This window comes from Shewanella sp. MF05956, from assembly GCF_059758055.1.
In genome coordinates this window covers 1-15,244 of the sequence record NZ_JCAYNV010000010.1, presented here as the reverse complement: position 1 = coordinate 15,244, position 15,244 = coordinate 1, and the positions used below count along the sequence as shown (strand labels likewise).

Here is a 15,244-nt window from a genome sequence, read left to right as displayed (position 1 = left end):
AATGAGTGACTATTTTGGCTTACGTATTAAAAAGGCGCGTGGACTACAAAGCGAATCAATTTGCTGTAATTGTTAGCTTACCTGCATTGATTACAGAAAAAGGTGTTCTAGTTTCACACCTCAGATTCTTATATTCAAAGCGTAATAAATCTCAATCTTGGCTTGAACGAAATACTTTTGCTATTGAATTATTACTTAACTTCATAAATATACATGAAAAAAATTTTTTATCAGCTAGTGAGTTATTGAGATCCTTTGTAGATAGAATGTGTTTTGGTTCAATAGATGATTCACAGATAGATAGCTCAAATTTGTATTGGCACCCGCGTAAAGTTGAAGATGTAAACGTGCTTTTGGGACATATTAATTCTTATTGTGATTATCTAGACCACACTTATGGATATGATGTTCCAAATCTAAATCCTATGAGAAAAGCTACGAAAGCAGAAGAGCGTATGCGCTGGTGCGCTTATTATAAGCGAGAAGCAAATTGTTTCTTGAATCATTTGAGTAATCCTTCCATGAATAGGTTTTCAGCTATTCGGACTGTTAATGGGCCAATTAATCACATGCTTTCAGTTGAGTCTGTGCATCGTTTTCCTGAAGAATACTTTGAAAATTTACTGCGGTATGGATGTGTGAGTAATCGAAGTGGGGAGGTTGATTTATCAAGCCAGTTAATTATCATGCTTATGCATTATGGTGGCATTAGGTTATCTGAATGCTTTCATATATATATCAATGATATAGCGATAGATGCCTCAAGTGGTGCAGCGATTATTTCAGTTTTTCATCCGAGCGATGGTTCAAGCCCAGAAAAAGGAATCTCAAATCGTAGAGAATATTTAAATATTCGATACCGACAGAAACCGCGTAATGAATATAAACGTTCACATAGACTATACTCTGGCTGGAAACAGCCGTTATTAACTAATCGTAATCATTCATTTGATGTGATGATATTTCCAAATAGTAAAGCCATTGAATTTACATGGTTACTTGAAAACTTTTTAGCAAATCGAATCAGTGGCGATCATCCGTACCTTTTCACTAATTCAAATGGTGAGCCAGAATCAAAGAAAAATTTCATACAAAAATATAAACGTGCGGTTGAACGTATCGGATTGGAGTCAAGTAAAAACCTTGGTACTACTCCCCATTCACATAGGCATTCATATGGATATCGTCTAAGTAAAGCTGGTTTTAGTCAGCTTGAAATACAAAAAGCAATGCATCATAAAAGCCCTTTTAGTTGCTTGACTTACCTTAATCCACAAAATGATGACATTAGAGCTCTATCAAGAGGATTAGGCTTATGATTAAGCATTTTTATAAAGATTTAAGTTCGGCAAAAAATGCCGCACAATCTTTAGGCATTACGACCAGAGCTAGCTATCTGAAAAGCTACAAGCGAGATCCTCTTTTACCTTCAACCCCCAATATTTTTTATATAAGCGAATGGATAAGCTGGCCAAGTTTCCTGGGTATAAAATATAAATATTATTTGACCATTTCTCAGGCACAGAAGGCAACTGAGCTTTTAAATATTACAACTTGCAACGAATATCGAAAGTACTATAAAAATGACCCGCGTCTTCCATCAAGTCCATCAGAGTTATATGCAAACGAATGGGAGGGGTGGAGAGTATTTCTTAATTTTAAACCAAGACATTATCTTACTCTGGATGAAGCTAAAAAAGCCACAGAGTCATTAAACATAACGACTAAAGAACAGTATGAGAGAAATTATAAAAAAGATAGCTTATTACCTGCATCTCCTAAGGATAAATACTATAAACAATGGGAAAGTTGGACAGTATTCTTAGGCACAAATAAGGAATACTATCAGAGTATTGAGGACGCTCAAAAAGCTGCCTGTTTATTAGGAATAAGAAATCGTCATGAATATAAAGAAAATTGTATTCGAGATTCACGCTTACCTACAGACCCGTATAGAACTTATGCAGGGGGGTGGATAAGTTGGGCAGTATTTCTTGGAACCGAAAAACAGTTTTATTCTAATCTTAAAGAAGCTCAAGCAGCAACTCAAGCATTATTAATAAAAACTAAAATAGAATATAGTGAAAATTATAAAAAAGATAGCCTTTTACCTGCTGTACCACAAGACTATTATGCTAATGAATGGAATGGCTGGGGAATATTTTTAGATAATTTAAAACAAAACTATCTAACTTTTAATGAAGCAAAAAATGCAACAAGTATATTGTCAATAAAAACTAAAAATGAATATTATAAACGTTATAAACAAGACCGTTTATTACCAAGATCACCACAAGTTATTTATGCTGAACAATGGGAAAGTTGGCCAGCATTTTTGGGTGTTGAAAAATTTTTTTACTCAAATCTTAAAAGTGCTCAAAAAGCAGTTAAACGAATGGGGATTAAGACTAGAGATGAATATAATAAAAATTATAAGCAAGACGCGTTGTTACCATCTAATCCGCATAATTATTTTTCCGAGAGTTGGATAAGTTGGCAATTCTTTCTGGAGATAAAGTGTAAATATTATTCCACTATAAATGATGCTAAAGAGGGGGCGCAGACACTAGGAATAATGACTAAGCAAGAATACTTGAAACAGTATAAAAAAGACCCAAAATTACCACCAAACCCAAAAAGTTTTTTTAATCATGAATGGCAAGGTTGGGGTTTGTTTTTAGGAACGAAAAAAAATATTTATCAATCTATAAAAGATGCTCAAGAGTCGGTTAATAGGTTAGGCATAAAAACAAAAAAAGCATATGAAAAATACTATAAAAAAGACTCGAAATTGCCTTTTAACCCTAAAAGTTTTTATAAACTTGAATGGCAAAGCTGGAAAGATTTTTTCGGGAAAGAAAACAAATTTTATCCTTCATTGGCAATAGCACAACAAGTCGTAAGGGCATTAAAAATAAATAGTAGAATAGAATATAAGAAATATTATAAAAAAGATGAAAAACTACCATCAAGTCCTGAAAGTACGTATGAGTCAGAATGGCAAAGTTGGGTCAATTTTTTAGGGGTAAAAAAATATTATGTTACATATGATGAAGCGAAAGAAGCTGTAAAGTTGTTAATAATTAAACGACGATTAGAATATTCAAAGAGATATAAAGAGGATTTGCATTTACCATCTAACCCCCAAAGGTTATACCCGACTCAGTGGCAAGGGTGGAACGATTTTTTAGGTTTAGAAAATAAATTCTATCTCAATATTCATGATGCTCAAGAGGCTATTAAAAAACTAGCAATAAGAACTGGGACTGAATATAAAAAACGTTATAAAGAAGATTCGAAATTACCTTCAGTCCCTGAGAGGCTATACAAGGATGAATGGATAAGCTGGGCATCTTTTTTGGGAAAAATAGAAGTATACTCCACACTAGAGGAGTCTAAAGCTGCAGCTAAATTACTAGGGATAAAGCGGAGTAGCCATTATAAAAAACTTTATAAAAATGATCCTCGTCTCCCGGCTAATCCAAAAAATTTTTATAGCTCAGAGTGGCAAAGTTGGAACAATTTTTTAGAGTACCCAGATAGGCTGTACAGCACTTATTTTGAGGCCCAAAAATCGGCCCAAAAGTTATTAATTGCAACAGCAACAGAATATCAAAAAAACTATAAAAGAGACAATCTCTTGCCGGCAACGCCTTCCAAGTTTTATTCTGAAGTATGGATAAGTTGGGAAGATTTTTTACTCCCGGAAAAAATAATTGAATTATCCAGTTTAAGAGTTGCGTGTAAAATTTTAAATATAGGTAACTCTCAAGAATATAGAGTGATTCAAAAAAAATATAAGCAATTACCGGCTAAACCAGATAAAAAATTTTCTAATTGGATCGATTGGTATGATCTTTTAAATATTTCTAGACCTTACTCCTACGAGCGCTTGCGAGAGATAGTTTTAAGTCATAAATGTCTGAAAACCTCTGATTATAAAGAGATGAGATCAGCATTAAATGATCCCCAAATACCCTCATCACCAGAGGAAACTTATAAATATTCAGGTTGGAAGAGTAGTTATGATTTCTTCGGTACAACTAGACCATATCAAATAAAATATTTTGATCAAAAATGGAGTAAATGGGCTGAATCAATCGCTAGTTTTTTGAAGCTAGCAAAAGGAGGTGATACTAAGATAAAAGATCTGTGTGAGTTTGTACGCGAATATATAGAACCTCATGAATTTGAATTGTCACCGTTAGAGTATTTAACTCGTGGTAGAACGAATATACAGCCAATGTTAGACTTATTTGAAACGGTGTCTGTGGTACGTAAGAGGAAATGGTTATTTTCAATAAATGAATTTTTAAATTGGAATATTATTAATTTTTTAACACTTGAAGATACTGAAACTGGAGAGGTTTCTAGAATAAAAGGAGCAAGAAATCCTTTCTCCCACATAAATTTTGACGGAGAGCAAGCACCAACTAGTCTTAATGAAACAAACAAATTAGCCTTGCCTTATCAATTTGTAAAAAGTGCTCGAGAATGGATTTTTCCACCAAGTAATTTACAGGGGAAAACTAGTTATTCTGACCTTGAACATCTTCAAAAATTTTCAACAGATTGGATCGTTATAGATGACCTATCTCGTATTGATCGATCAGACCCTGACTGTGTAATTAAAGAAGTCGGTGAGAAAATATTTCTTTGGTTACCTATATATTGGACATATACCTATGCATTAATGCAGTTACCCGCGAGAGGACGACAAATTGTTTACTGTGACTCTGGAGAGGCTGATGTTGAACTAGCAGATATTAAAAATGGAAAAGTTTTCTGGGAAAAAAATAAAAGTAAACTAGCAGGTCTAACTCACCAAAAAAGCATGGTGAGTAAAACTAAAGATAATGATTTTGGTGTTTATTATACTTCAAATAAAACCAATTTTAATGGTGAAGGTTATGCTATCCCATTTATGCCTTTAGATTTGGCATATTGGCTTATAAAACTGAGGAAGTGGCAAGAGAAATATAATCATATAACAGAACCTACAAAATGGTTGAATTGTATCCGTACTAATTTAAATGAGATACAGAGAAAGCAGAAAGGTGTTAATTGTTTCCTTTTTCGAGACTTTCGAGAACAAGAACCGGGTATATTTACTGGGCGTTTAACCTCTAGATTAGCTGCTGCACTCTTTTACTCGTCTGGTGATCAATTACTCTCCGCAACTTATGCCGGTCAAGAATTCAAAGAATGCCATCATCTGCTAGAGCAACTAGATAGTATCCCCCTTACGCCGTTTAAGTCGGAGTACACTCCACACTCAATGCGAGTGAGCTTAATAAATGCTTATGCATATGAATTTGGTATGCCACTTGAAGTGATTATGAAGCTCGTTGGCCACTCGTCTATTGTAATGTCAATTTACTACATTAAAAGTGGGAAAACTGGCGCTAATATCCGAGAGAGGGTTCAGCTTGGTGAGAAGCAAGCATTTAGCAAAGGAGCTGATACTCTAAGAAGTTTTATTGAATCACAACGAATTGAACATTGTAAAAGTCAATTAATAGCTGATTCTCCGGGGTTTTTACAGACTATAAATAATACTAGACCGGCAACTAGTTACCTGTTTAAGGACTTTGGCATATGTCCTGTCGGTGGTTCATTTTGTAACGATGGTGGCTTGCCCGTTGCAATGAAGGCAAATCTTTATCATCCAGTAATAGCGGGTTATCTAGGTGAACAAAACTGCATTCAATGCAGATTCTTTGTTACTGGGCCTGCATTTATGATGGGGTTATCAGCACTATTTAATGAAGTTAGCTTAGCTATTAATACTCAATCACATCGTTACATAAAGTTAGAAGAAAATTTAAGTGAGACTATAAATCAGATAGAAATCCTCTCGAATGAGATCTATCAACAAAAAAATAAAGAATATTTGGCTAAATTAGAAAAGGATAAACTGCGTCTGCAAGCTATCAGAAGAAAATTAAATTCCGAAATTGAAACTAGAGCAAAAAAAATGGATTTATATATGTCAGATATGAATTCTATTAATAAATATCTGATTAATTGTCAGAAAGTTATTAATCAAGAAAAAAAACAAGATAGTTCAAAATTACAATTAATTGTGCCACATGAATTTGAAGTTACTTTTGAACTGACAGATGTAAGTGCTTTTCAACAACTATCAGAAGTATGTGAAAATGCAGAACTTTATCATAGCTGTAGTGATGAACTTGCAGTGACAAGAAGAAGCCAAGTACTCGATAGAATGTTAATTCAAAACGGATTAACGCCAAAGTTTGTTTTTTTAACTGAAGATCAACAACTTGCAATTGGCAACCAAATGACCCAGCTTATGCTGTCAAGACTTAAAAGTTGGGAAAAAGTAAATCGCTTAATCAATGGAGATATTTGCTTGAATGATTTTTCTGAGGATGAAAGGTTTTCTACTACGGAACTAAAAGAGCTATTCGCTAAATCCACATCGCTTAAATTGGTAGACTAACATGACTGAAATATCTCCTAAAGTAGTGCTTGAGCAGCTTAAAAAAACTGCTTCTTTTCGAATTCAAAATTCATTAGATGCGATCTATCAGATCTGCTCTGAGCAACAAGATAGAGGCCTAAGTGAATTTAGCTATTCAACTATTGCCCGTCTTGGAAAGGGGCTAGGGGTTCCAGCGGGGCAAAGTATTCGCAATAAGACAGGAGAGCCATACAGGACTCTCATAGCTAGTTTTGTGGATGCGTCTTCTCAACCAGAAAAAGTCTCAATTAAATCAAATAAAGGAAAGAGTTATGCTTGGATTAACGACCTTAAAGATCCTGTCGTTAAGCTTCAAGCAAATATACTTTACTCTCAGAAATTATTGGCAGAAAAGTTAGTAAAAGAGATTGTACCGATTGATCAAATCATAGAAATCTATGATGGTGGCTCATCAAATACAGCACATTCAAAACTCACGAACTTAGAGCGAGAAGCTCTTGAGTATCTTATTTCTAGTGAATTTATGAGGCGTTTAGGTTTGGAGTTAGGTCCAAACGGCAGTATATTGTCAAGCGATAATAAAGATACTTTTTTTCCGGTCGCAACCTTAGATGCGATTAAAAAAGCATTGAAGTATTTGTAATGAGAGAACAGGACATCACTTGAATACCAATCTAATAACTCTTGAAGGGTTAGATAAACTGAATACAGAACTTAACTACCTTTGGCGTGAGTACAGGCCTGAGATCACTAAGAAAGTGACTTGGGCTGCTAGTCTTGGTGATCGCTCCGAAAACGCTGACTACAAAGAAAATAAGAGATTACTCAGACAAATTGATTCTCGTGTTAGGTTCCTTCGAAAACGCATTGAAGCAGTGAGAGTTGTTGAGCATTCACCGGAGCAAGACGGCAAGATTTTCTTTGGAGCCTGGGTTGAAATTGAAAACATTGCAGGGGAAACAAGAAAATTTCGAATTGTAGGACCTGACGAGATTTATGGTCGAAAAGATTACATTTCTATCGATGCACCGATGGCTCGAGCTCTTTTAAAAAAAGAGGTCGATGATGAGGTTATAGTTAAAACTCCTGCAGGTGAATTGACATGGTATATTAACTCTATTTATTATTAACTATTTAGAAGAGAAAGTTATAATTATTCAGTATTTTATAGAGATAAATAATTAGATATTATATAGTATCTAATTATTATTGTTATTTATAATAACAAAGCTGGTTTAATCAAAGTTTTTACATTTAAAATTTAACAAGAATTGTGATCGGTTGTGAATGTTCTGTTATAAATTCATCTCAGATCTTTTAGTCTATTTGTTGGTTCTTTAAGCTTTTTGGTTTTAATCCCGTATTTTTTTCTATTTCTAAAATTATGTCATCAATGATATTTTTTTCATTTTTATCAATAGTTACAAACAACATGTAAACGTCACTCTCACGATAAATTTCTAATTTATAGCCGATTTTATTTAGATCATTTATCAAAGAGTATACATTTTCTTTGTTTTTAAAACTCCCTAAATACAGTCCAAGATTATTATTTTTTGGCGGACTATTCACCAGATGAAACTCAATCTCCTCATCAATGCTCGTCTCGTTATTTTTGTCTGCTATGCCATTGCTACCTATATTTATCGACTCAATTGTCAGCCATAAAGCAAATATCATTAACGTGAAAGCAATTGCTTTTTTATTAAAATTGTTTTTGTTTGATTTAAATGATTCTTGTTCTAATGATTTTATTTTTAACTCTAACTCAATCAGATTTTTTTCTAATTCTGATGTTTTTTCGTAATGCTCAGTAGATATTTTTGATTTTTCAAGTAATAGTTCACTATTTGTTTTTTGTAATTTTGAGTTATTAAGTTCTAATTCTTTACAACGTTCGCTAAAATCATTTATTATTTTCTCATTCTTAAAATTAGTTGAAGCGTATTCTTCTTCTCCTTTTCCTTTTATTATTTTATCATAAGCTAATTTTATTATTTTGAAAAGTTCATTTGAACCTCCTTTATCGGGATGGCATTTTATAGACATACGTTTGTATTGTTTTTTAATATCTTCCGTACTAGAGTTTTCATTTGTACCTAGTATTTCGTTATATGTTGCCATGTTCTATTTCTATATTTAGTGTGTAATTATTATTCTGTCACCTAACATATTGGTATGCAATAACATTTAGAGCTTTTATGTATTGTATTTCTCGACTGACATAGAATTTTCTTGGGTATAATCTATTCCAGACTTTTTATTTAATTCTTTTAAAAACAGCCACTTAACTTTTAGTCAAGGCAGTAGGCTCTTCAGATCACATCCCAGTACTTCAGCTAGTTGATAAGCTTTTGCTAATGTAATATTGACCTCACCACGCTCAATTCTCCCTACATAACTGCGATCAATTTCGGCTAATAAAGCCATTTTGTCCTGTGATATCCCAAGAGCTTTGCGTTTAGCTTTTAGTTTGCTTCCAAATTGTACAGCTAAGTCTTTCATTTTTAATCTCATTAAAAATAAAGACTATCTAAAGTTGCGGCCTATAAAGCCACGGACTATAATCCGCAATTGGTTTTTTTATCTATCTAGCACTCTGAATGAGTGAAAAACAAAGCTATGCGGGGAAGTTATGTCAAAAGCTCCAATCAAAATCAGCTCAGTAGTACATACCATTCTCCGAGATGAAAGTTTTAAAAACTTTCAAATCAGAGATCTGCGAGATGCATATCTTCTTATCTCCCCAAATAGTTATAGTGCACGTGATGTATATCAATTTATCTATAGACAAATCAATAGATTAGTTGGTTATGGTGCTATAGAGAAGCATTACAATGATGATGTGAACGTTACTTTTTATCAAAAGACAATGTCATTTTATACATCAAAGTTTATATTCAGCATTACTGATCTTGATAGCATAAGTTTATCATCTCGGAAAAATATTATTTCTGATGATAAATTTACTGCTGAAAAAAAGAGGCTTAACAAGTACCAGGCAGATTTTTTTGCTTGTGTTGGTGAATCTGATGAATATCAGCGTCTTTATCATTTGTTTCCCGAGATCAAAGAACATATTCAATCGAAAAATTTACTCGCAATAGAGCATAGTTCAAAATTACTAGGTCAGATAAGAGCCCTTAAGTCTGTAATACTTTATCAATATAAATAGTTAAAATAAGACAGTTTAAGAATAAATTAAACACCGTAGTAAAGAAGTTGTTTGATTTCGTATATTTCGTATATTTCGTATATTTCGTATATTTCGTATATTTCATATATGTATAATTGTCTTGATTAATATGTTTTGAGTAATCGCACCAATAATACTTCCTAACTAAGGAAACCAAGAATATATGATGTTCCCAATAATACCTTGACCTGTTCAGCTGAATTTGGTCATATTAGGTTCGTTAAGCGACCAGGATGAGAACTCGAACGTTTTATGAATAAATCGAAGGTATTTATCAAACTACATTTGTTCGGAATGATATATATCACTTCATGAATGATTTGAAGTGATTCTACATTGAAATCATTCGTTGTGAGTAAAAAATGTACACTCATGCGGTAGCCCTGTAGGGATGATAAAGGCACTTTATTCTGTATTATATATATCAACAGAAGAAAGTTTATTTAAAAATCAATAGTTCTAGAATTAATAAAAATAGCCTCAGGTTTATTTTGTCCGACTAATGTCTTTTTTCGACTTTTATTCTGCTCTTTTATAGCTGCATTTCTAGATTCTGTAAACGTTGGGTGATACTGAGCCCATTTGGTATGTTGAAGTAAATCGGCAGGAACACGAGCATCAATACAGGTTTTAGAAATTATCAAATTCCGCCAAAACTCTTCAATTGAATTAGCCAAAATCATATCTCGAGTCCATTTTTCTGCCCAAATCCACATGTTATAAACTACTTTTGCTTTTTTTGCCGCTATACCAGTTATACCTGGTTTATCCAAGTGTTTATTAATAATAGTCTCTAATTCTAACTGTGTAGAAAAACCAGCCATAGTAATGGCATATGCTTGATCAAGGGTTGATGAGCTTTTAGCCATCGTTATGATTATATCTCTAATAAAATCTTTTGCGCCAAAACGTTCAGCCGCAATTACTTCACGAGCAAGAATCTCGTCATTTTCAGATTTTAGAAGGCGTTTTCGCCAAAGCTCAATCATCACTTCTGAAGAACTACTCGACCAAATGGCTTGATGCTCTAAAGTTAAATCATCACCAAAAGAAAATTTTACTAAACCAGATGCGTTCAATGAACGATTAAAAAGGCTTATTGATTTATTTGGCATATCATAAGAAACCATATTCGCGAGTATAAAAGCAATGTTTCTTAGCCATATAAATTGAAAATCATTGGCTTCATCTAGGATATTAATTAATTTATGTGTAAATGCATGATTATCATTAAGGATTAGTTTCAAATCTTCAATGTTTAAACATTCAATTAAGAGTTGCGCATCAGTGTCTTCCAATATTATTAAGAAATTATTACATAATGTTCTTAATCGTTCTTGTTTATCATTAAAGTAGTTATCATTATTTAGCATTTTCTCAAAGTCATCAATAGACCCAGGATTGTTGAATCGAACTTGATTACGTTCTGTATCATCTATGGATAGTAAAGGATATGAAGACTTACCATCTGTCGATAGTGTAAGGTCTATAGATGGCAAAGTTAGTTTTGTTACTGATTTTATTGCAATTTGTAGCTTTGCTATAAAAATATTTCTCACTATGTTTATAGCATCATCACCAATTAATTTTGCAGCGATAAACCAAGTTTTTGGACTGATTCTATTTAATATTTCTTCAACTTTAATCTCTTTTTTAACACAAGCGTCGATGAGTAGAAGCGAACCAAACCAAAATTCATAACTATTTCTATTCTCTTTGAGTCCTGACCACTTACTGCTTACATGTGCATCTCTAATCGTTTTAAGATCATATTTGTATGCTAATTCGAATGAAATTGAACGAAGCTTAAAAGATGTAGAAGTATGGTAATGGAATATACATGATTCAAACTCTGGTGTGACAAGAACATTTCCGTAAAGAGCTGCAGCGAGAATTTTATAGGTCAAAATTTCATTTTTACTATTCTCAATTAGTGTAAGTAACTTGAGAATGTCAGATGCTTTTAAAGGTTTAATACTTGGAATGACAGTTAATAAATAGTCTGTACCAAATGATGTGTCAGACATACATTTTAGTTGTTCTGCCGCTGATAATAAAGGGGCTATATGCTTAAAAATAAATAACCTCATTGTATCTTGCTCTGTTTCAGCAAGGCTCTTAATCATATTAGTATTGTGCACACGATTTATTATTTTAATCGCTAAAGAATGAGTCATTAAGAGTGTATGTTCCTTAGCACAAACTATTAGTTGTCGTAGGGGCATATCGGTTCGGGTCAATAACTCTGATAATAACGATAGAGCCTTTTCTTGGGCTAAATTTGGTTCAAACCGACATACTATCGGAAGAAGCTTGTTGTAATCAATATCTTCGCCACTGGATGAAAATGCATGCATTAACTTTTCAATTTCGATGTTTTTAAAGTGATTTAATCCATTATCAATATCTACTGGTCTTGTAGCTTCGGGATCGGCAGGAGTTGATTGACGCCAGTTGTTACTAGGTAAAGGTTCCCAGAAATCCATATTTTCACGGAGCTTTTTTGCAATTATTAGAGCTTCAGCAGCCGCATTTATATCACCTGTTGCATTTAACATGCGAACAATAGTCCATTTACCGGTCCTTGATGTATTAGGTTGGCGTAAAGGTTCAATTGCTAACATGAATTTACTCTTACTAACATGCCGATCTATATTATTAAACGTTGTCAGTTGTTGAAAAGCATTTTTTGCAGCATGTGTATCCTCATCGAGAGCAAAACCAATCCCTAATGCTATAAAGCTATCAGCAAATACTGCTAAAGGGTGACTTGCCATCAGTTTTAATGCTGTAGTGTAAAGAGTACCTGTGTCACCTTTAACTTCTGTCATGCCGTCTAAAACAGTACGTTCATTTGGCGATAAGCTAGTAATTACCTCCTGAATACTCTTTTCCCTCTTCTTTAGGATTTTTAAATCGTCATCCAAACTGCCCTTCTGATAACGGTTTACCTGCTCAATGGCATTTTTGTTGTAACTTTTAAGCCAATGATTGATAGCATCCTCAACAACAGGCCACAGCTCTTCAGTGGCAGATATTTCGAATGCAGCATGAATGAACCAGTCTTTATTCAGTCGAAGACTACGATCAAGGAGTAGGTGTTTCAGCGTATTAAAAAACTCTTCAGGTTGATATTTTATAATGCTCACAAACTCTTCAAACCGTTTCTCATTAACGTTCTGAAGATCAGAAAAAGCCTGAAGGAGAACATTAAAAATATTAGAATTAAAACGGGTTGAATCTAGTGCACAAATCATAAGTGACGTAAAGAGAACATCGACAGTGCGATCCATTGCGCGAATAGGATCTATTAAATGTGCAATACTTTCATTTAAATTTTCATGTGCATTCTGTGTTTGCCATAGCTGATCGATTAGCGTATAGCCAAGAGCTAGTGTTAGTCCTTCGTTACGAAGTTCATAGGTATCTCCAGGGCCAGGGAGTGCTCTGAAAAACCGAGTTTCAATAACTGCCTTGGATTCTGATTCGAACTGTCGCAGCGAATTATTTGATAATATAGGTAATTTTTGCAGTATTTTCCTAGCATGACTACTGATACGCGTAGTTAATTCACACCATTTTTCATTTTCAAAATTTTCACGTTGTGAAGCTCGAAGATGCTCGAAGAGTATTCTATCAATCGTAAGGCCGATCCAAACGTTAGAATTACTATGAGGTAATACCGCAATTGCAACTCCTAGTAAGCGAGGGTTACAGAGGATTTTTAGGGTTGTATCATCAAGCCACTTTAGGCTGATCCCATAATGTTTTAGCAGTTGGTTTCGTTCATTCTCAGTCCACTCTTTTACATCAATTTGCTTAGGTTTAAAGTTTATGCCAGGAGCTATCATTTTTTGCCAGAAAAGTGGGCGCACTGTTACTAACATAGATCCACCGATAGCGTTTAATCTAAGATTTAATGTATTTAAAATGCGATCCCATTTAATGTTCTGTCGTTGATTAATTCCATCCACTACAATTAACAATGGAGGTTCGGGAGGCTGAGTTTTCCAGGATGAAAATCTATGACGCCATCTATGTATTATTGCTGTATCGGTTATGTTGTTGGTCTGCTTAATTATTGTTCTAATTAAAAGCTCATCTATATCTTCAGGTGACAAATTAAGACCATCAAACTGTTCCGCACTCATAAAGATAGTTAAGCCTTTATGAGCACAACAAATCTTTGCTGCGAGCCATGACTTCCCTTGTCCCTCATCACCTAAGAGAATAACGCTATTACTATTATGTAGAGTATTTAATACTTGTTCTTGCAAATGACTACGTAATATTGGTAAGTCAGGCTGCGCATTAACAGCTATTGACTGCCCCAATCTGGCACTTGCAATGCTTGCAGAACTGAATGATTCGACTTTCCATTTCTGGTTTGTTTCGATAGCACATGCATTTGCTAAAGTAGGTACCTTTAATTCTATTAACAGTCGTTGCAACAAACTTTCAAAGCCAGAGTGCGCCTGAATAGACTTAAAAATTTGTTCAAGTTTCTTGTAATCAGGTTTAGGGTCGCAATATTCGATTAAGAAATTTATTGCAATGTTTTTTGCTGCAACTGTGGCCACTGCCATCAGTGGTATAGGATCGTCTACCCAATCTAATATTAGAATTGATATAGCGTTAATATTTCCAGCTTCGCGTAAATCGTTTCCTAACTGAGTACTTACTTCTGTCGTTGCTCCCAAAATCCAAAGTCGATCTGGTGAATTTTTATTATTGGCTAAATCTACTATTTTAGACAAAACTTCAGTTCGTGGAATTGGTCCAGAATATCGTTTAGCTTCAAAACATATTGCATCATTTGGATATGCAGACTCACCATCTATCCCTCTTTGAAAACCGCTTGAAGCCAATCGGAAAGGGATATTTGTGAGTTCCGTCAGAATAGCTCGAACAAAGCCTTCAAACCCAGTATTTCCAGCCGGTTTAAGAGTCAAAATAGTTTTTTTAAGCTGATCTAACTGCTCTTCTAACGTTTCCTTTACTGGCATCATATATCCTTAACTCCATCTTTACCCTGAGCAATAGTATGCGTCCGGCGAACTACGCCTTGTCTAGCCTAACCTGCCAGGGTAAGAGATTGTTGAGGTCACAATCAGGGTAGGATAATTGCTCTAAGCAGTGTTCGATGTAATCGAACGGGATAAGTCCATTCGCTTTAGCCGTTTCTATGATGCTGTACAAAATTGCACTCGCCTCAGCGCCGCGATGGTTGTGGTTAAATAGCCAGTTTTTACGCCCTATCACAAACGGTTTTACTGCCCGCTCTGCACGGTTGTTGTCGATATTGAGTCGGCTGTCTTCTATGTAACAACTCAACTTTGACCATTGATTGAGACTGTAATGTATGGCTTTTCCTAGCGGACTTTCCTTTGATACTTGCAGCACTGATTTATCCAACCATTGCTTAAATAACCCCAGCTGAGCACGTGAGTGGGTGCGCCTAAAATACAATCGTTCTTCCAGGCTCAGTGCTTGTATTTGGGTTTCAATACGGTACAGCTTGGCTATCATGCTCAGCGCCATATCCGCTTTACTGATTTTGCCTACTTTGGGCTTGCCTTGTGCTATTAGCGCTTCTTTGA

General features: G+C 34.5%; 9 protein-coding genes. 5 read left to right on the top strand and 4 right to left on the bottom strand.

What is annotated here, in order from left to right; all coding sequences use genetic code 11:
• Nucleotides 1-5: 5 nt before the first annotated feature.
• Genes gmtY through greB form a run of 4 tightly spaced genes read left to right on the top strand, consistent with a single transcriptional unit; the run spans nucleotide 6 to nucleotide 7,578 of the window.
• The gene (gene gmtY / locus AC19MX_RS12145) at nucleotides 6-1,319 is read left to right on the top strand and encodes a gamma-mobile-trio recombinase GmtY (RefSeq protein ID WP_498298335.1); all 1,314 of its coding nucleotides are present in this window, start codon (nucleotides 6-8) and stop codon (nucleotides 1,317-1,319) included.
• Nucleotides 1,316-6,466: a gamma-mobile-trio integrase GmtZ gene (gmtZ, locus tag AC19MX_RS12140; protein WP_498298333.1), complete on the top strand. Its 5,151-nt coding sequence runs from the start codon at nucleotides 1,316-1,318 to the stop codon at nucleotides 6,464-6,466. The genes gmtY and gmtZ overlap by 4 nt, the downstream gene beginning before the upstream one ends.
• A 1-nt stretch (nucleotide 6,467) precedes the next feature.
• Nucleotides 6,468-7,091, top strand: coding sequence for a gamma-mobile-trio protein GmtX (gene gmtX / locus AC19MX_RS12135; RefSeq protein ID WP_498298332.1), 624 nt, complete (start codon nucleotides 6,468-6,470; stop codon nucleotides 7,089-7,091).
• A gap of 19 nt (nucleotides 7,092-7,110) precedes the next feature.
• Nucleotides 7,111-7,578, top strand: a complete 468-nt coding sequence (gene greB, locus AC19MX_RS12130; protein WP_498298330.1) for a transcription elongation factor GreB — start codon at nucleotides 7,111-7,113, stop codon at nucleotides 7,576-7,578.
• Nucleotides 7,579-7,765: 187 nt separating this feature from the next.
• Here the strand turns inward: greB and AC19MX_RS12125 are convergent, their stop codons facing one another.
• A complete protein-coding gene (locus tag AC19MX_RS12125) occupies nucleotides 7,766-8,572 on the bottom strand; it encodes a DnaJ domain-containing protein (protein ID WP_498298329.1) in 807 nt (268 codons plus the stop codon).
• A gap of 174 nt (nucleotides 8,573-8,746) precedes the next feature.
• Nucleotides 8,747-8,953, bottom strand: coding sequence for a helix-turn-helix domain-containing protein (locus tag AC19MX_RS12120; protein ID WP_498298327.1), 207 nt, complete (start codon nucleotides 8,951-8,953; stop codon nucleotides 8,747-8,749).
• Between the two features lie 130 nt (nucleotides 8,954-9,083).
• Here AC19MX_RS12120 and AC19MX_RS12115 point away from each other — a divergent pair, with 130 nt between their 5' ends.
• On the top strand, nucleotides 9,084-9,623 hold the full coding sequence (locus AC19MX_RS12115; RefSeq protein WP_498298325.1) for a VspR family transcription factor: 540 nt from the start codon (nucleotides 9,084-9,086) through the stop codon (nucleotides 9,621-9,623).
• A 464-nt stretch (nucleotides 9,624-10,087) separates the two neighbouring features.
• On the opposite strand, the gene AC19MX_RS12110 is transcribed toward AC19MX_RS12115, so the two are convergent.
• Together AC19MX_RS12110 and AC19MX_RS12105 are read right to left on the bottom strand one after the other, a co-directional pair.
• Nucleotides 10,088-14,653 (bottom strand): hypothetical protein, encoded by a 4,566-nt coding sequence (locus AC19MX_RS12110; RefSeq protein WP_498298324.1) that lies wholly within the window; start codon nucleotides 14,651-14,653, stop codon nucleotides 10,088-10,090.
• A 49-nt stretch (nucleotides 14,654-14,702) separates the two neighbouring features.
• Nucleotides 14,703-15,244 (bottom strand): IS66 family transposase (locus AC19MX_RS12105; RefSeq protein ID WP_498298322.1); only part of this gene is annotated, 542 nt, incomplete at its 5' end.